An 18,815-nucleotide genomic window follows, 5' to 3' on the forward strand; every position below is an offset into this window, starting at 1 on the left:
AATGCCTCGTATCGCGAGTACGGGGAGCCGCGGGGGCGATGCCGTGCGATGATGTGGTGATTGCCCAGAAAGCACCTCCCTGTGTTTTCAGTCGCGGTGCGCAAGTCTTCAAACCCCTAAAAACCACATGAAAATCAAATTGGCGCTCCTCATCGGTTTGCTGGTCTCGCTGGCGGGAATCGCCGACGCGGCGCCACCGCAACCCAATATCGTATTTATATTTGCTGACGATTGGGGGTATGGCGATTTGGGAATCCACGGCAGCACATTCTGTCAGACTCCGCACTTGGATCGGATGGCAAGTGAGGGGATCGATTTCTCCAACTTCACCGTCAACAGTCCGGTGTGTTCGCCGAGCCGCGTTGCGGTGATGACAGGGCAGTTTCCGGCGCGGCAATGTGTTCACCAGCATTTCCAGAGCATTGGAGCTCATATCAACCGTGGGATGCCCGATTGGCTCGATCCTCAGGCTCCGATGCTGCCACGCATGCTACAGGAAGCCGGCTACAAAACCGGCCATTTCGGCAAATGGCACTTGGGCAGTGTCGCGGACTCCCCAACCGAAGACGCGTACGGCTACGACCGCTTTGCGACGTTCAATGGTTCAGGAAAGAACGAGATCAAGAAAAGCGGTCTCGAATCGGTAGACCATGCGGTCGAGTTCATCAAAGAGTTTCACGAGCAGCCTTTCTTTGTGAATCTGTGGCTTCACGAAGCCCACCTGGCGCACTACCCGCAAGAAAAATACCTAGAGAAATTCAAATATCTGGATGAGCAGGAACGAGTTTACGCCTCCGTCATTGCCGAGGGCGACGAAGGTGTTGGTCGCATCCTGACGTTGCTCAAAGAGTTGGGCATCGACCAGAACACGCTCGTCGTGTTCTCCACCGACAACGGCCCGGAAGTGACCCGAGGAGAAGAACACAAATTCCATGACAAGACGAAAGTGGGACTTGGTGGCTACTACTCGGTCGGCGAGACCGGCGGACTCAAAGGACGGAAACGCTCATTGTTCTCAGGTGGAATCCGTGTCCCCTTTATCGTCCGTTGGCCAGGCGTCGTGCCCGCCGGTAAGACCGACACGACCTCGGTTTTGACGGCGGTTGATCTGTTGCCGACCTTCCTGGATGTCACCGGGACCCCATTGCCGGATGATTATCAGCCAGATGGCGAAAGCGTGCTGGCTGCGTTCAAAGGGGAGTCGTTTGTCCGAACCAAGCCCATCTATTGGGAGTGGAAAGGCGGCGACCGACAGGAATTCACTTGGCCCACATTGGGAATTCAGGACGGACGTTGGAAACTGCTTGTCAGTCCTGACCAACAGAAACTGGAGCTTTATGACTTGGTGAACGATTGGGCGGAAACCAAAGACGTTTCCGACTCGCATCCCGAGATCGTGCAGCAGTTGTCTGAAAAACTCAACGCTTGGAAGAGCGGACTACCGCAAGCTCCCAGCAAAAACGCCCTTTCAAAGAACCGGAAAAAGAAATGATGAAGACTTTGGCTGTATTTCTCTCAGTCGCCGTGTTGACGGGGAGCCTTCACGCGGAAGAAATGGATGCGATGTGGGGAGCGACCACGGTCAAGCTCCGGGCTGAAGACGCCCAGCGTGGAGAGCTGTTTGATGAAGGCAATTACGCGATGTTCATCCATTGGGGCCTCTATTCCCAGTTGGGAAATCAGGTCAATGGAAAGACGTATTACGGGATCGGCGAATGGATCATGGATCCGAAAATGGCCGGTATTCCTGTGGAAGAGTACAAGCAGCTCGCGGCGACGTTCAATCCGACCGAGTTTGATGCCAAGGCGATCGTTAAGTTGGCGAAAGACGCGGGCATGAAGTACATCGTCATCACGGCCAAGCATCACGATGGCTTCGCGATGTACGATTCGGCAGCGTGTGACTTCAATATCGTTGATTCGACACCTTGGAAGATCGATCCGATGAAAGAGTTGTCTTCCGCGTGCCGTGAGGCGGGCCTCGGGTTTGGTTTCTATTACTCGCACAGTCAAGATTGGACGTTCCCCGGTGGTCGAAAAGGTCCCGAGGTGGATGCCGAGGGCAAGCCTGCGACGTTTGAAGATTACTTCACCAAGAAGTGTGTGCCGCAGGTCGAAGAACTGACGACGCAGTACGGCCCGATCGAGCTGATCTGGTTCGACACGCCGGGCGGCATGCCGAAAGAATGCGTGCAGCAGCTCGTCGACATTGTCCGCAAAAACCAACCAAGGGCCCTGGTTTCCGGACGCGCCGGTCACGATCTTGGTGATTACCAAACGCTCGGCGACATGGAGGTTCCACATCACAACGTCGAAGGGATGTGGGAAAGCGTTGATACGACCAACGATTCGTGGGCCTATGCTTGGTACGACGAACGATGGAAAACCCCGCGCGAGATTTTGCGACGGTTGATCACCTGCGTTGGCCGTGGCGGAACCTACATGCTCAACATCGGCCCAAGCGGCACGGGGGCTGTTCCGCAGCGAGCCGCGTATGCATTGAGTGAAGCCGGCAAGTGGATCCATCGCTATCCGCAGGTCGTCTACGGTACCGACGCATCGCCGTGGGAGCATGCACTGCCTTGGGGTGACGTCACGATCAAAGGAAATCGGTTGTTCCTGTCCGTTTTCGATTGGCCTGAATCTGGGAAACTGTACCTTCCCGGCCTGAAGACACGCATCGAGTCCGCAAGCCTGCTCGAAGGAGACGCTGCCCGCCCCGTGGTTCATACGACTCAAGATGGATGGTCGGTTTTTGAATTGCCAGCCACCGCTCCCGAGAAACTTGTTTCGGTAATCGAAGTCAAACTCGAAGGTGAACCGGAAGTCGATCCGACGTTTGGCCTCAACCCGAATACCGCGACTGAGATTCTCGCCGAGTTCTCAACCGCGACGGGAGCCAAGATCGTCAAGCATCGTTGGATGGAAAAGTTCGGCGAATGGGTTTGCGAATATCCCGCCCGAGGCTGGCGGCCAGACGCAAAAGTTGTATGGGAAGTCGATGTCCTGACACCCGGTGATTACGACGTGGGACTTACTTATGCGGGTGAAGGCCGATTGGTTTGGGCCGTCGATGTCGTTGGCGGCGAGCACATTCAGAACCAACAGAACTCGTCGCATAACTATCAAGAATTCTCGATCGGCTGGATCCATTTTCCCCAGCCCGGCAGATACCAAGTCGCCGTGACGTGTTTAGAAGGCAATCTGGAATCGGCCAGTCTGAAGTCGATCCGGTTCGAACGGGTGCACTGAGGTCGATCTCTCCGATTACCATTACGATGACGCAATTCGCTACTGCCATGGCGTGATTTGTTCTCGACTCCGAGAAATCGTTGAAGATAATCGTTAATATTCGATGGTCAACCCCAGCTGAATAATCCCTCTGATTCCCCACGAGACGATATGTTTTTTGCCAGGCGTGCCTGTGTTTTCACCCTCCTGATATTTGCTCAGTCATTCGTCGGTGTTAAAGCGAATGCGGAATCAAAACAGTCGGAACCGGACACGCCGCCGCCTCCCAACGTCGTCTTCATCTTTGCTGACGACCTGGGGTATGGCGACTTAGGTTGTTACGGCGCGACTAAGGTGCAAACGCCGAACATCGATCGTCTTGCTACCCAGGGGAGGATGTTTTCGGATGCTCACTCAGCGTCCGCGGTTTGCACGCCCTCTCGCTACGCGTTGCTGACTGGTGAATATCCGATCCGAGCACTCAACGGCAAAGGAGTCTGGGGGCCGCTTTCGCCGTTCTCAGGGCTGATCATTGATACGGACACGCCGACAATCGGCAAGGTGTTTAAGAACCAGGGTTATTCGACGGCGTGTCTGGGAAAATGGCACCTCGGTTTTGGCGAAGGCAAAAACGACTGGAGCGTTCCGTTGACTCCGGGCCCGAACGAAGTGGGCTTTGACTACTACTTTGGAGTTCCGTTGGTGAATAGCGGAAGTCCGTTTGTGTATGTCGAGAACGACACGATTGTCGGATACGATCCGGCGGATCCCTTAAAGGCGGGCGTGCCGCCATCACCAACACCGAGGTTCCCCGAAGAAGCATCGGTGAAGGGGCCAAACAAGTTTACGGGGGCCCTAGCCGCTCACAAAATTTACGATGATGAAAAAACGGGGACGCTGCTAACCGAAAAGGCGGTGTCTTGGATTTCGCAGAATAAGGACAACCCGTTTTTCCTCTACTTCGCCACAACCAACATTCACCATCCTTTCACTCCCGCACCGCGTTTCAAGGGCACGAGCCAGTGCGGACTTTATGGAGACTACATCCACGAGTTGGATTGGATGGTCGGTGAAATCTTAGCCAGTCTCGAGCACAACGGGCTTAGTGATAACACGCTCGTGATCTTTACCAGCGACAACGGAGGCATGCTGAACTACGGCGGACGGATCGCGATGGAGGCGGGGCACCGAATCAATGGTGACTTACTGGGTTTCAAGTTCGGTGCGTGGGAGGGCGGCCATCGCGTTCCCATGATCGCGAAGTGGCCCGGAAAGATCGAGGCAGGCAGCAAATCGGACCAATTGATTTGCAACGTCGACATGCTCGCGACGTTCATGGCATTGACCGATCAAGACGCCAGTAAGTTGCAGGACAAAGACAGCATCAACATGCTGCCGGCGTTTGTCGGGAATCCTACCGAGCCACTTCGATCGGAACTGCTTCTAGCTCCCCACAAGAGCACCAACTTGTCGATTCGCAAAGGCAAGTGGATGTATATCAGTGGGCGAGGCAGCGGCGGTTTTAACGGATCGAAGCCCAACCAACACGCCTGGGGTGGACCGCCGGCGGCCGCCTTTGCTGGTAGCGTGAACAGCGACATCGAGAACGGCAAAATCAAGCCCAACGCTCCCCCAGCACAACTTTATGACTTAGAGAATGATCTCTATCAGACCAAAAATCTCTATCGTGAATATCCTGAAATCGTGCAAGAGATGGAAATGCTCTTGAAGACGTATTCCGGAAAAATCGACCCAGGCAGACCACGCAATCGTAAGGCGAAAACACGATGAGAATGTTGTTCGTTATTCTGCTGGCCTGCGTGCTGGCCCATGTCCAAAACGCTCGCGTTAGCCACGGCCAAACTCACTCACGCCCCAACGTGATCTTCTTCTTGACGGATGACCTCGGCTTTTCCGACATCAGTTGCTACGGGGCGACGAAGGTCAAGACGCCGAACATTGATGCGTTGGCCAACAAGGGGATCAAATTTACGGATTTCCATACTGGTGCCTCGATCTGCTCGCCGTCACGGGCGGCGTTCTTGACGGGAGCGTATCCCCAGCGATGCGGTCTCTACATGGGCATCAACGAGAACCGGGAGGAACACTGGTTTCTCGGCCTTCATCCGGATGAAATCACGTTGGCGGAGCAGTTCAAGAACCAGGACTACCAGACCTTCATGATTGGCAAGTGGCATCTCGGGAACGAACCGGAATTTCATCCCTTGCTGCAGGGTTTTGATCACTACTACGGAATGCCCAGTAACGTGGGGCATTCCGCGGAGTTTTTTGATGGCGAAGAACTGATTTACACGAGCACGCCGCTGGCTAAGTTAACTACGTTGTACACCGAGCGGGCGACCAAAATCATCAAAGAACACGGTGGTCAGCCCTTCTTCCTCTACTTTGCACACAACTATCCGCACACGCCCTATCAAGCCGGAAAGGACTTCGTCGGCTCGTCCATGGACGGTGTGCGGGGCGACGTGATCCAGGAACTCGACTGGGGTGTCGGCGAAATGATGAAGGCACTCGAGGATGCGGGCATTGCTGATAACACGATCGTTATCTTCACGTCAGATAACGGTCCGTTGAAGCAACAATACGCACAGCCGTATCGTGGGACCAAGTATGTCTCACTCGAAGGCGGGCATCGCGTGCCGTTCATCTTTCACTGGCCCGCCGCGATTGACCAAGGTGTCGAATCTGAAACGCCAGTCGTTGCGATGGATTTGTTTCCAACCTTGTCCGAGATCATCGGCGAGCCGCTTCCAGCCGATCGCGAGTTTGACGGGGTGAGTCTCATGCCGCTGCTCGATGGCAAAGCATTGACCCGACCGGAAACCCAGCCGTTTTTCTATTACAACTGCGAGAACCTGCAAGCGGTTCGGTACGGCGACTGGAAATTGCATCTGCCGCGCACGGGTCAGCAAATTCCTTGGTGGGACAAGAACAAAGCGCTTGTCAACGTAAAGTCACCAGTGCTCTACAACCTTCGGAATGACCTGCACGAGTCAAAAGACGTTGCATCCGAAAACCCCGAGATTGTGCAACAGATGGTTCGCATGGCTGACAATACCCGTAAAGAACTCGGGGAATACATGCAGCGGGGCAGTGGTCAGCGGCCAACGGGTTCCGCCGTTTCTGGTGCACCGATCATCAGCAACGGAAAAGACTGGCAAACGGTCGATGCGGAAACACGAGCGACCATCAAAGAAGAGCACTTAAAGCGGCACCCTGAATCGAAAAAACCGTCGCAGGGAGCAAACAGAAAAAGGAAACGTAGCCAATGAAGTATCTCATTATCGCGATAGCGTTGTTCGCCGGAACGCTGCGTTCGTTTGCGAATGGAAGTGACAGCCTCGCGGAGGGAGTTCGTGCCGACAGGCCAAACTTCATCATCATCTTCACCGACGATCAGGGCTACCAGGATCTAGGCTGTTTTGGCTCACCCGATATCAAGACGCCTCGCATCGATCGGATGGCGGAGGAGGGGATGCGGTTTACCAGCTTCTACGCCCAAACCGTGTGTGGGCCGTCGCGGGCTGCTTTGTTGACGGGATGCTACCCGCTGCGGCATGCTCGACATGCCGATCCCGATTCGATTCATCCCGAATTGCATCTCAACGAAGTGACCATTGCGGAAGTGTTGAAAGAGCAAGGCTACCAAACCGCCGCATTCGGAAAATGGGATCTCGCTGGGCACAGCCAAACAGACTACAAGCCCGAGCTGCTGCCGAAGTTTCAGGGATTTGACGAGTACTTTGGTACGCCGACTAGCAATGACCGCTTAGTCAACCTGATGCACAACACGGAGATGGTCGAGAAAAATGCGGACATGTCGACACTCACCCGTCGCTACACCGACAACGCGATCGCGTTCATCGAAAAAACCAAGGAGTCGCCGTTTTTTGTATATCTCGCGCACACCATGCCTCACGTTAAGTTGGCGGTCTCGAAGCAGTTTGCGGGGAAGTCGGCGGGCGGTCTTTACGGCGACGTGATCGAGGAAATCGATTTCAACGTCGGCCGTGTGCTCGACAAGGTCAAAGAACTCGGGCTGGACGAGAATACGTACATCATCTTCACCAGTGACAACGGTCCGTGGTGGATCAAGAAGAAAAACGGCGGGCATGCATCACCACTACGTGGAGCCAAAACCACGTGTTGGGAAGGCGGGCTGCGTGTGCCTTGCGTGATGCGGGCGCCGGGCCGGATCCCAGCGGGAAGTGAGTGCGACGCCGTGACCGCGACCATCGACATGATGCCAACAATTACCAAGCTCACGGGCGGCGAACTACCGAGTGATCGCGTGATTGACGGTGTGGATATCTCAGCCTTGATGCACGGCGAGTTGGAATCCCTGGATCGTAACTACTTCTACTACCAGCACGATTGTCTCCGCGGAGTTCGATCGGGTCGGTGGAAGCTAATGCTCCCGCACACCGAACCGACCAGCAACAGTATCGCGGTCAAATGGAAGCCGCATGCGTTGCCTGCCGACACAAGCCGTATCAAGCATGCGTTGCTGTTTGATTTGGAGGCTGACATTGGGGAAACCACCAATGTGTTCGCCGAGAATCCCGAGCGAGCGGCCGAGCTGATGAAGATCGCTGAGCATGCGAAGAATGATATCGGTGACCACGATCGATTCGGCGCCAACGCCCGATCGTTCGGTGCGACGCGCCGAACGCTTTCAACCGAGATTGAGAACGTTCCGTCTAGCGGGCAGCAAAAACGCCCGGCGAAGACGAAACGGTAAGAAAATAGGATTGATCTCGCGCCGAGGTCGCGGACGCGATCACATGGGAGTCGGTGTGCGCTCATCAACGCAGATCGATCAGCACAACTCATTTAGAAAACACAGCAATTGGACGTAAAACTATGAAAAGCCTAGTTCTCCTGTTTGCAGCCTTTGGGATTGCACTGGCTTCGACGACGCAGGCGGCGGACCGTCCTAACATTCTATTTGTCATTGTTGATGATCAATCGCCGTTCGATTTGAAGGTCTACAATCCGGATTCCACGCTCGAGACACCGGTCATCGATCGACTCGCGGCCGAAGGCATGGTGTTCGATGGAGCTCACCAGATGGGAGCTTGGGCGGGCGGCGTTTGCACTCCGTCGCGTCACATGATCATGTCGGGACGGACGTTGTGGCACATTCCCGATAAGACGACTCCTGGACGAAGCGTCTTGTCGGCTGATCCGAAATATGTCCCGACTGACTTGCCCAGCCACACGATGGCGGCGGTCTTCAACGTTGCCGGTTACGACACGATGCGGACCTGCAAGAGAGGAAACAGCTACGCGGCCGCCAATGCGCTTTTTACCGTTGTTCGTGACGCGGTGAAGCGGGGTGGGACTGACGAAACCGAGAGTGCTTGGCACGCCGAACAGGTGCTCAGTTACCTCGATGACCGCAAGGCATCGTCCGACGAAGATCCGTTTCTCATCTATTTCGGTTTCTCGCATCCGCATGATACTCGTGACGGCAAGCCCGAATTACTCGCCAAATACGGCGCGGTGAATCACAGAGATAAAAAGAAATTACCTGCATCGCATCCGAGCCAACCGGCCCTACCTCCAAACTATCTTCCCGCTCATCCGTTCGACAACACGGACATGAACGTACGTGATGAAGTGAATGTTAGTGGCGTGTGGCGCAACCGCGACGAGCGAACGATCCGCAACGAACTCGGCCGCGAGTTTGCCTGCAGCGAAAACATCGATATCCAGATCGGCCGCGTGTTGGAGCAACTCGAGGCGATGGGCGAACTGGACAACACGTACATCTTTTACACGTCCGATCACGGCATGGCGATTGGCCGGCATGGGTTGCAGGGCAAGCAGAACCTTTACGAGCATACTTGGCGAGTGCCGTTCATCGCGAAGGGCCCCGGCATCGAGCCGGGAACGCGTTCGACGGGAAACATTTACTTGCTCGACGTCCTGGCAACGCTTTGCGATCTCGCTGGGTTCGAGCCACCGAAAACAAGTGAGGGAATCAGTTTCAAACCCGTTCTCGAAGGCAAACAAGACGCTGTACGTGATGTGCTCTACGGGGCGTATTGTGGCGGCGCCAAACCCGGGATTCGCTGTGTCAAAAAAGGCAATTGGAAGTTGCTCAAGTATGAATCGAGCGAAAGCGGCGTGAGCGAAACCCAGTTGTTCAATTTGGCAGAGAATCCGCATGAACTACTGGTCGAGCACCATGCTCCCGAGGTCATCGCATTGACCGGTGTGACGCCAGCCACGACTCAGGTCGATCTCGCGGGCGATCCAAAACACGCCGACAAACTCAAGGAAATGGAGCAACTGCTACTTGAGGAGATGCGTCGTTACGACGATCCATTCCGCTTCACCGGCCAACCCGACGACGCTCCCGTTCCTCAAGTTAACTTTTGAAGGACGCGGGAAATGGAGGGCTCGCGTCGTGCGGCGAGAACACTTAGCGGAACGGCGCGAGCCGTCCGGTTTTACGTGATGTATTAGTACGCGCATTTGTGCTTTGCCACACTCAAACTTGAGGGTTGCTGGAACCGGAGGGCTCGCGCCCTGCCGCTAAAAAATCCTATCGGAACGGCGCGAGCGGTCCGGTCCCATCTGCGGCTAGAACACTTAGCGGAACGGCGCGAGCCGTCCGGTTTTACGTGATGTATTAGTGCGAGCATTTGTACTTCGCCACACTCAAACTTGAGGGTTGCTGGAACCGGAGGGCTCGCGCCCTGCCGCTAAGAAAAACCTTGCGACGTGCGGTTAGAAATCTTAGCGGAACGGCGCGAGCCGTCCGGTTTTACGTGACGTATTAGTGCGCGCATTTGTGCTTTGCCACACTCAAACTTGAGGGTTGCCGGAACCGGAGGGCTCGCGCCCTACCGCTAAGAAAGACCTTGCGGAACGGCGCGAGCCGTCCCCGTAGGGTCGCCGAGTCATCTAAATAGACGACAGACGGGCTGTGTTGGTTAGAATAGCCTGATACGCTTCCTTGCGCGGCGTTGCGGCTGGTTAAAGCCGCCTTGCGGGTCCGATCACTCCACTTGAAAAGTTACCAATATGCTCCAAGAGAACGCGTTGAAGTTAAAGCGATTGCATTTCGCACTGCTGGCGTTGGCTGTGTTTGTTTGTCGACCGGCGGTTGTGGAGGCGGATGAGCCGGTTGAGAAGCCGTCGAAACCCAACTTCGTGATCTTTGTCGCCGACGACATGGGGTGGGGAGATTCTGCGACGTATGGCAATGAATTGATCCAAACGCCGAACATGGACCGATTGGCGGCCGAAGGCGTCAAGTTCACGCAGTGTTATTCGGCATGTGGCGTGTGCTCGCCATCACGTTCAGCGATCCTGACCGGCCGTACGCCTTATCGTAACGGCGTCTGGCGACACTTGTCGGGGAGACACGAAGCTCACCTGCGAGCTAGCGAAATCACGTACCCCGAGTTGTTGAAAGAAATCGGTTACGAAACGTGTCACGTTGGTAAGTGGCACCTCAATTCGCAACAGCACTTCAACAATCCGGATTTTCCACAGCCCGGCGATCATGGCTACGACTATTGGATGTACACACACAACAATGCGAGCCCGAGTCACAAGAACCCTGACAACTTTGTCCGCAACGGTGAACCGGTTGGCGAAATTGAGGGCTATTCGGCGCAAATCGTGGCGTCGGAAGCCCAGCATTGGTTGAAAGATATTCATGATCCGAGCAAGCCGTTTGCGATGACGGTGTGGGTTCACGAACCGCATTCGCCGATCGCCACCGATTCGCGTTTTCAGGCACTCTACGATGGGCATGAGAATGCAAAGTACATGGGGAATATCACCCAAATGGACAATGCGTTGGGAATGGTCATGGATGCATTGGATGCCCAGGGAGTTGCCGACAACACGCTTTTATTCTTCACGTCCGATAATGGACCCGTGGCGGCGTTTGGAGGCACAACGGGTGGTCTGCGAGGCGGTAAACGCAGCGAGCACGAAGGCGGTATCCGAGTTCCCGGACTGGCTCGTTGGCCAGGGCATATCCCAGCGGGCACGACCAGTGATGTGCCCGTGATCGGTTCGGACATCTTTGCGACCGTCCTGGACATTGTCGGCATCCCTGTTCCGACTGACCGAACGATTGATGGTGTCAGCATGATGCCCGCGTTCTCAGGGCAACCGGTCGAACGAAGTGTTCCGCTGTTTTGGCGGACTCACGTTTCGTCGGGCGCGGATCGCGTCGCGCTGCGAATTGGTGATTGGAAGATCATCGGCAATGACACGCTGACCAAGTTCCAGCTTTACGACATCGAGAAAGATTGGAAAGAAGAAAATGACTTGGCCACCAAGATGCCGGAAAAAACGGAAGAGATGAAACGGATTCTTTTGCAAGTTTGGCATGACATCGAGGAAGAAGGACCAAACGAGTGGTGGGAGAACGAGCGTCAGGCACCCTCAAGAGGTGCGACGTTGAATTACTAATTTGTCTCCAAGGCTGATTCAGGCCGTTCGCAAAATTTCAAATCACTCCCCACAAGAAGTTCGAAGATGAAACTCGCTATCTACACGTTGTCGTTGATTGTTGTTGCCGGGATCGGTATTCCCGCGGCGGAAGGGATGGACGGCAGTCGCCCGAACATCGTTCTGGTGATGACCGATGACCAAGGCATGGGGGATCTCTCTTGCATGGGAAATGAGGTCGTTCGGACGCCGAAGATTGATCGCTTCTACGCGCAATCAACGCGGTTTACCGACTTCCAAGTGAGCCCGACCTGCGCTCCCACCCGTGCGGCGATCATGAGTGGTCGGGCTCCGTTTAAGAACGGGGTGACGCACACGATCATGCAGCGAGAGCGGATGGCGTTGAGCACGTTCACATTGCCGCAGGCTCTTCAAACCGCGGGATACAAAACGGGCATCTTTGGTAAATGGCACCTTGGTGACGAGGAGGCGTATCTGCCAGGAAACCGGGGATTCGATGAGGTCTTGATCCACGGCTCCGGCGGGATCGGTCAGGTGCCTCTCGGTGATTTTCCGCCCAACAAAGAGAATGTGTATTTCGACAACGTTCTGCTCCACAACGACACGATTGTCAAAACGGAAGGGTACTGTACCGACGTGTTTTTCCAATCGGGTTTGGCGTGGATCAATTCGCAAATTGAAGGCGGCAATCCGTACTTCGCCTACATCGCACTCAACGCCCCGCATGCCCCGCTCGTTGCTCCAGAGAAGTACACTCGACGTTTCATTGAGCTCGGCTATGACAAGGGAACGGCGGGCCGATACGGAATGATTGAGAACATCGACGACAATTTTGGTCGGTTGATGGACAAACTCACAGAGTGGAAAGCCCTCGACAACACGTTGGTCATCTTCATGACGGACAACGGCGCGACGCATTTGAGCGGAACGTTGAACGGCAAAAAGGTGCGGCACTTCAATGCCAACTTAAGAGGCGGTAAAAATTCGCCCAACGAAGGAGGCACGCACGTTCCGGCGTTCTGGCATTGGAAAGGCGTGCTGGACGAGGGTGTCGATGTTGATGCGTTGACAGCCCACGTTGATCTTTATCCAACGTTCTGCGAACTCGTTGGTGCGGAATTGCCAGCCGATGTTCAGGAATTCGACGGACGATCACTGTTGCCGCTATTGAACGATCCGAATGCGAAGTGGCCGGATCGTGAGTTGTTCGTCCATTGCGGCCGCTGGCCGGCAGGAGAACGCGATCGCTTCAAGTTCACCAAGTGTGGTGTGCGTACCCAAAGCTGGCGATTGGTCAATAATTCGGAGTTGTACGACATCGCCGCTGACCCGAGCGAGACAACGGATGTTTCGGGAGATCATCCCGAAGTCATGGATCGGCTGCGTAAAGCCTACGATCAATGGTGGGAGTCGGTGATTCCAATGATGGTCAACGAAGACTTGCCAAAAGTCCGGCCCGAAGATCAACCGTTAGCGATTCGCTATCACAAACAGAATGAAGAGCAGGGCATCCCGCTATGGGCCCCCGAGTCGATTGATAACGCCAATTGACAGTCGAGTTTTCCAAATTGCGGCCTCGTCCGGTGGCGGTGCACGCGTGTTCATCATGTGAAGGGGCGATGATGCGGGGCGTTTACCAAGAGTATGATGTTTTCCGGTAGGTCTTTCTTAGGGGAGGCATACCGCCAGAGTGGTATGCGTGATCGAAGTCACGAAGAGCCGCTCTGGCTGTTTCATCGTTTCATAGCAATTCGGTTGGGTCGTTTCATGACTAAGCTTCTCGGGCTCGCACTGGTTCTGTTTTCCTTCAGTTGGGCGGTCGCGGACGAACGGCCGGCGCAGCCGAACGTTGTCTTGCTGCTGACGGATGATCTCGGCTGGCAGGACCTGAAGTGTTACGACATTGACGAACCTTCGCCCATGGAAACGCCCAACCTGGATGCGTTCTCGAAAAAGGGTGTTCAGTTTTGGCAAGCCTATTCGCCGGCTCCCACCTGTGCGCCGAGTCGTTGTGCGATCATGAGTGGCAATCATCCGGCGCGTGCCCAAAAGACGCACGTGGTCGGCGGTGCGCCACCGTTCGCTCGCAACAAGAATACTCGTATGATGGATCCGTGGTACAGCGGACGGATGCCGGAAGACGAAATGACGCTAGCCAAGGCGTTGGGGCAAAACGGATACATGACGGGGCATGTCGGTAAGTGGCATATCGCGATCAATCATAACGCGTTTCCGCAGCCGATGGATGTCGGATTCGATTTCACGAGATCGGATCGCGGGGCGCGTTCGAGTATGAAGGACCGGTTGAGCGGTTTTGCGACTGACACACCCGATGATCCGTATCGTCTCGATAAGAACGGCTTTCCCTATCATCAGAATAACGAAGATGCGCTGGCGTTTCTCCGCGAGCACAAAGACAAGCCGTTCTTTCTTTACTACGCCACGTGGCTGGTCCATGCGCCGATCCATACCCGATCGAAAGCGTTGCTGGACAAGTACGTGGAGAAATTGGGCGTCGATCCGCGTCACACAAACACGAAGGACATCCCGGGGCAACTGAATCCGTTTTACTGCGCGATGGTGGAGGAGCTCGACTACTACGTTGGCCAGGTTTTCGACTATCTCGAACAGACCGATGATCCTCGATGGCCGGGACACAAGCTGAACGAAAATACTTACGTCATCTTCACTTCTGACAACGGCGGGATGGAAGGCGGGCCAAGTGAACGCTACACCGACAACAACCCGTTGGATCGAGGTAAAATCTCCGCGAAGGAAGGCGGCGTCCGCGTCCCGTTGTTCATTGCGGGGCCGGGAATTGCCCAAGGGGTGCAGTCAGACGTGATGATCAACGGACTGGATTTCTATCCGACCATTCTGTCGCTCACCGGCTCGACATTCCCCGACGGCAAGCCTCTCGATGGATGCGATCTATCGCAACTGTTGATCCAAGACCCGACCGACCCGACGCTCGTCAAGAACGCCGACGGGAACGTCCGTGACACGATGATGTGGCATTTCCCCCACGGCGTCGCACTCGAAAGCACGATTCGAATCGGGGACTACAAGTTGATTCGCAATTACGACTACGTGAACACGGAGACTCCAGAGTTGGAGCTATTTCGCCTCTATGATTCGAGTGGTAGCGGCCAAAAACGGGTCGATATCGAAGAGGCAAATAATCTCGCCGAGTCGATGCCCGAAAAAGTCGACGCGATGAATCAAAAGTTGACCGAGATGTTGACTGAAATGAAGGCGAGTTATCCCAGTTACAACCCTGACTACGTGGACGAACTTCCCGGAAAAGAACTTGTCTGCACCGTTACATCGCATAGCAGGGCAGGGGACACGGTCCGATTCAAGTACAGCGAAAAGGGTGCAAAGGTTGTGCGTGCCGACCTGATCTATTCCACCAACGGTGGCGATAGGTACGAGGAGTGGTTTCGTGCACCCGCAGCATTGGTCGATGGCATGGAAGTGACCGCGGAGCTTCCCCAGGGCACGACCCATTACATCATCAACCTCATCGACGAGAACGACTTTCTAGTCAGTTATCCCGCGATCCGCCAGGGTAAAGGTGGGTTTGCGTCTCAGGCGTTCTCGGTGCAAGGCGGCGCACCCGAGGTATCCGGAGCGATGCGGTCCCGTACCAATGAACCCGCCAAGTCAAAATCGGCTGCAGGCGATCCGTCAGAATCATTCGTCCAGAAAGATGCTGATAAGGATGGCCGCATCACGCAGGATGAATATGTCAATCATTTCATCGGTGGCTTCGACCGGAAGGACAAGAACGCCGACGGTGTTTTGACTTCGGACGAACACGCCCACCCGTCGTTCGCGACGGCGGATCAGGACAAGAATGGCGAGTTGACTCGCGAAGAGTTCACGTCGATTTTTACGCGGCAGTTTGGCAATCTTGACCGCGATGGCAGCGGGTTCCTCACGGTGGAGGAGTTGAAATAATGCCTGTTCATCGTGCAAGTCTATTGGCAATGTCGCTTTTGCTCGTATGCATGGCCCCTTTTTCATGGGCTGTAGAACCGACCGATCATTCGAGATCAAAAGCTGAACTCTTTCCCGGTTTCAATTGGGATCGCGTGCCGTTGAATCTTCATTTCGGGAAGCGTACCTCGGACATGACCGATCGTGAGATCGACTTCGCTGCATCGCACAGCGCTTTCATTTGTCTTGAAAAGAGCCACGGTGTCCGTCCGCACGGCAGTACCGAGGCGGGAATTGCGGACTCGGCACGTCGAATCGTGTCTCGCAATCCCGATGCGAAAGTGTTGTTTTACTTCAACGCGTTCATTAACTGGCCCGGCTACGACTCGTTTGATACCTATCGTGACGAGTGGACGTTGAGGAAACCAAACGGCGAGATTGTCACGCATCAGTCCGGTACGCCGCGTCCGGATCCCAGCAATGCGGAATTTCGTCAATGGTGGTCTGATGTGGTTGTCACGGCCAATCAATCCGCACCACTGGGAGGCGTGTTCGTCGATGCACTTCCGCAGGCGTTATCACCGAGTCTGGCGATTGCAGTGGGCAACGAAAAGGCCCGCGAGATTGTCAACGGACTGCGAGAGATGATCGCCATGACGAAACGCAAGCTCGGGCCGGATCGGATCGTCTTGGTCAATGGATTGCGTTCCACGTCCTACCGTGAAATCTTGGATTGGGAAGGCGTGGATGGGGTCATGATTGAACACTTCGACGCATTCCATTCCACTGCGCCGGAGGATTTGAAGGCGGACCTTGATTCCATTGCGATTGCTGCGGCTAAGGGGAAATTCGTGGTCCTCAAAGCGTGGCCGGGCTTCAATTGGCTTGATAAAGACATGATGCGGCGTCCTCACGCGGAGTTGGTACAGCTCGCACGAGAACGGATCACGTTTCCGTTGGCGTGTTTTCTTGTGGGGGCTCAATCGGGATCGCACTTCTGCTATTCGTGGGGATATACCAATACCGACGGGATGTTGGACGCTTATCCCGAGCTTGATCGAGAGTTGGGACCACCCCAAGGTCCGGCAATGTGGAGAGGTCTCACCGCGATTCGCAAGTTCGAGCACGCGTCGGTGTGGGTGGATCTTTCGAACAAGAAAGCTCGGATTGACTGGCGGTAGAGCGGAGCAGGGCGGTCTACTTCGAATCTCGGTAAACGCGTCCAGCTACAAGATCCGCGTTTGCTGAGCGACGTCGTTTCGGACTCGATTCTTTGGCCCATGTCGAACGCGTGGGACGCTGTCTCGCGTTCTTGGTGTTGGTCCTGTTTGGCGTTCCGTCAGGCTACGAAGGCGACGGCAAAAACGACAACGCTCGGTGAATCGCGATCCACTGATCCGGCGGCGCTCCCCGCGTCGAGATTGTCGCAAATCGGTATTCTTTCGTCGCGAAATGGGGTTGTCTCGTCACCGTAAGGGATCAGTATGGGCCGAGAAACTGCCGGCAACCGGTACGTTTGTGTTAGAATTCCGGCAGCCGCCAAACGCGGTTTTGAGCCGGCGAGTTCCTCGTGGCTATACGTACGATTTCACTCCCAAGGTGCTACCCCCATGCGACCGTTGTACTTTCTCTCGTTTCTGTTGTTAGCCGGCTTCACATCGGCTGAAAACACCAAACCGAATATCATTTTCATCTTGGCAGACGATCTCGGCTACGGTGATGTGCAATGCTTGAATCCCGAACGAGGTTTGATCGAGACGCCGGCGATTGATTCGTTGGCGGGGCAGGGGATGATTTTCACCGACGCCCATACCGCTTCGTCGGTGTGCACGCCGACTCGATATTCGATTCTGACCGGCCGTTACAACTGGCGTACGAAACTGCAGAAAAGCGTGTTGTACGGCTTCGACGAGCCGTTGATCGATCAGGATCGTTTGACGGTTGCGGGCTTCTTGCGAGACAACGGCTACACCACCGCAGCGATCGGCAAATGGCACTTGGGACTGGATCTGCCCAAGACCGACGATCAGCCGTTTCAAGGTCACAACGCACAGAATGTGGATTGGAATGGTGTGATCAAGAACGGTCCAGTGGAACGCGGATTTGATTACTTCTACGGGATATCCGCATCACTGGACATGCCACCATACATTTACATTGAGAACGATCGCTTTGTTGGCGAAGGTACCGCGACGAAAGCGTTCAATCGCAAGGGGCCTGCGGAGCCTAGCTTCGAAGCGATCGATGTGCTGCCCATGATCGGCAAGAAAACGGTTGAGTTTATCAAGAAGCAAGACAGCTCAAAGCCGTTCTTTGCCTACGTCGCTTTCACTTCGCCACACACGCCGATTCTACCGTCGAAGGAATGGCAGGGACGTAGCGATCTCGGCAAGTACGGTGATTTCGTGATGCAAACCGATGCCGTTGTTGGTGACATCGTGAACGCGATTGATGCCGCTGGTTTTGGTGAAAACACGTTGATCATCTTCACGAGCGACAATGGATGTTCGAAAGCCGCCGGTATTAAGGAGTTGCAGGAGAAGGGGCACTTCCCGAGTGCTCATTTGCGTGGTTCGAAAGCAGATCTTTGGGACGGCGGTCACCGCGTGCCGTTCATTCTGCGTTGGCCGAAGGTGGTCGAGGCGGGATCGAAGACGGATCAATTGGTGTGTCAGACCGACTTCATGGCAACCTGTGCCGATGTCATTGGAGCAAGTGTTCCGAACGGGGCAGGGGAGGACAGTGTTAGTTTCAAGCCGGCGCTCGTTGGAGAACCGATTGAGTCATCCCGTGCCGGTGTGATCCACCATTCGATCGGTGGCTTCTTTTCCTATCGTCAGGGCAAGTGGAAATTGTTGTTGTGTAAAGGCTCGGGCGGTTGGAGTGCACCGAACGAAAACCAAGCTCGCAACGCGAAGCTTCCGGCGCAGCTCTATGACCTCGAGGCGGATCCTGGCGAGCAAAACAATCTCTATGAGTCCAACCCCGAAGTCGTCGACGCGTTGTTCAAGCAGCTTACGTCGGATGTCGAGCGAGGACGCAGTACGGCGGGAGCCCCCGCGGAGAACGATGTCGACGACATCGTGATTTGGAAGGGGCGAGACCAGCAGAAATAACGGCCTTGGAAGCATTCAGTGCGGCGATGTCGTTAGCGCGATGTCGCCGTTTTTTTTTGGCGT

Annotated in this window: 11 protein-coding genes; all 11 read left to right on the forward strand. The window is 55.0% G+C overall.

Annotation, left to right across the window (positions count from 1 at the left end):
* The first annotated feature begins 127 nt into the window (after positions 1–127).
* On the forward strand, positions 128–1,492 hold the full coding sequence (locus tag NB063_RS04065) for a sulfatase family protein (RefSeq protein WP_250927464.1): 1,365 nt from the start codon (positions 128–130) through the stop codon (positions 1,490–1,492).
* Complete coding sequence (locus tag NB063_RS04070) at positions 1,489–3,252, forward strand: alpha-L-fucosidase (protein WP_250927465.1); 1,764 nt, start codon at positions 1,489–1,491, stop codon at positions 3,250–3,252. Before NB063_RS04065 ends, NB063_RS04070 begins: the two co-directional genes overlap by 4 nt.
* A gap of 150 nt (positions 3,253–3,402) precedes the next feature.
* Positions 3,403–5,022: a sulfatase family protein gene (locus NB063_RS04075; RefSeq protein WP_250927466.1), complete on the forward strand. Its 1,620-nt coding sequence runs from the start codon at positions 3,403–3,405 to the stop codon at positions 5,020–5,022.
* The gene (locus NB063_RS04080) at positions 5,019–6,524 is read left to right on the forward strand and encodes a sulfatase family protein (protein WP_250927467.1); all 1,506 of its coding nucleotides are present in this window, start codon (positions 5,019–5,021) and stop codon (positions 6,522–6,524) included. The genes NB063_RS04075 and NB063_RS04080 overlap by 4 nt, the downstream gene beginning before the upstream one ends.
* Positions 6,521–7,993, forward strand: a complete 1,473-nt coding sequence (locus tag NB063_RS04085) for a sulfatase family protein (protein WP_250927468.1) — start codon at positions 6,521–6,523, stop codon at positions 7,991–7,993. The genes NB063_RS04080 and NB063_RS04085 overlap by 4 nt, the downstream gene beginning before the upstream one ends.
* Positions 7,994–8,115: 122 nt before the next feature.
* Positions 8,116–9,639, forward strand: coding sequence for a sulfatase-like hydrolase/transferase (locus NB063_RS04090; protein ID WP_250927469.1), 1,524 nt, complete (start codon positions 8,116–8,118; stop codon positions 9,637–9,639).
* A 648-nt stretch (positions 9,640–10,287) separates the two neighbouring features.
* On the forward strand, positions 10,288–11,694 hold the full coding sequence (locus tag NB063_RS04095; RefSeq protein WP_250927470.1) for a sulfatase-like hydrolase/transferase: 1,407 nt from the start codon (positions 10,288–10,290) through the stop codon (positions 11,692–11,694).
* Between the two features lie 66 nt (positions 11,695–11,760).
* Positions 11,761–13,245, forward strand: a complete 1,485-nt coding sequence (locus NB063_RS04100) for an arylsulfatase (protein ID WP_250927471.1) — start codon at positions 11,761–11,763, stop codon at positions 13,243–13,245.
* A 216-nt stretch (positions 13,246–13,461) separates the two neighbouring features.
* On the forward strand, positions 13,462–15,657 hold the full coding sequence (locus NB063_RS04105) for a sulfatase-like hydrolase/transferase (protein WP_250927472.1): 2,196 nt from the start codon (positions 13,462–13,464) through the stop codon (positions 15,655–15,657).
* Positions 15,658–15,830: 173 nt separating this feature from the next.
* Positions 15,831–16,817, forward strand: a complete 987-nt coding sequence (locus NB063_RS04110) for a putative glycoside hydrolase (protein ID WP_250927473.1) — start codon at positions 15,831–15,833, stop codon at positions 16,815–16,817.
* A 429-nt stretch (positions 16,818–17,246) separates the two neighbouring features.
* Positions 17,247–18,752 carry a sulfatase family protein gene (locus NB063_RS04115; RefSeq protein ID WP_250927474.1) on the forward strand — a complete coding sequence of 502 codons (1,506 nt, stop codon included), beginning with the start codon at positions 17,247–17,249 and terminating at the stop codon, positions 18,750–18,752.
* The last annotated feature ends 63 nt before the right edge of the window (positions 18,753–18,815 follow it).

Source organism: Aporhodopirellula aestuarii (assembly GCF_023701485.1).
GTDB classification, from domain to species: Bacteria; Planctomycetota; Planctomycetia; order Pirellulales; family Pirellulaceae; genus Rhodopirellula; species Rhodopirellula aestuarii.

Bases quoted from the DNA above. Each gene is read 5' to 3' on its own strand.
- NB063_RS04065 (WP_250927464.1), top strand. From the start codon at position 128: ATGAAAATCAAATTGGCGCTCCTCATCGGTTTGCTGGTCTCGCTGGCG.
- NB063_RS04070 (WP_250927465.1), top strand. From the start codon at position 1,489: ATGATGAAGACTTTGGCTGTATTTCTCTCAGTCGCCGTGTTGACGGGG.
- NB063_RS04075 (WP_250927466.1), top strand. From the start codon at position 3,403: ATGTTTTTTGCCAGGCGTGCCTGTGTTTTCACCCTCCTGATATTTGCT.
- NB063_RS04080 (WP_250927467.1), top strand. From the start codon at position 5,019: ATGAGAATGTTGTTCGTTATTCTGCTGGCCTGCGTGCTGGCCCATGTC.
- NB063_RS04085 (WP_250927468.1), top strand. From the start codon at position 6,521: ATGAAGTATCTCATTATCGCGATAGCGTTGTTCGCCGGAACGCTGCGT.
- NB063_RS04090 (WP_250927469.1), top strand. From the start codon at position 8,116: ATGAAAAGCCTAGTTCTCCTGTTTGCAGCCTTTGGGATTGCACTGGCT.
- NB063_RS04095 (WP_250927470.1), top strand. From the start codon at position 10,288: ATGCTCCAAGAGAACGCGTTGAAGTTAAAGCGATTGCATTTCGCACTG.
- NB063_RS04100 (WP_250927471.1), top strand. From the start codon at position 11,761: ATGAAACTCGCTATCTACACGTTGTCGTTGATTGTTGTTGCCGGGATC.
- NB063_RS04105 (WP_250927472.1), top strand. From the start codon at position 13,462: ATGACTAAGCTTCTCGGGCTCGCACTGGTTCTGTTTTCCTTCAGTTGG.
- NB063_RS04110 (WP_250927473.1), top strand. From the start codon at position 15,831: ATGACCGATCGTGAGATCGACTTCGCTGCATCGCACAGCGCTTTCATT.
- NB063_RS04115 (WP_250927474.1), top strand. From the start codon at position 17,247: ATGCGACCGTTGTACTTTCTCTCGTTTCTGTTGTTAGCCGGCTTCACA.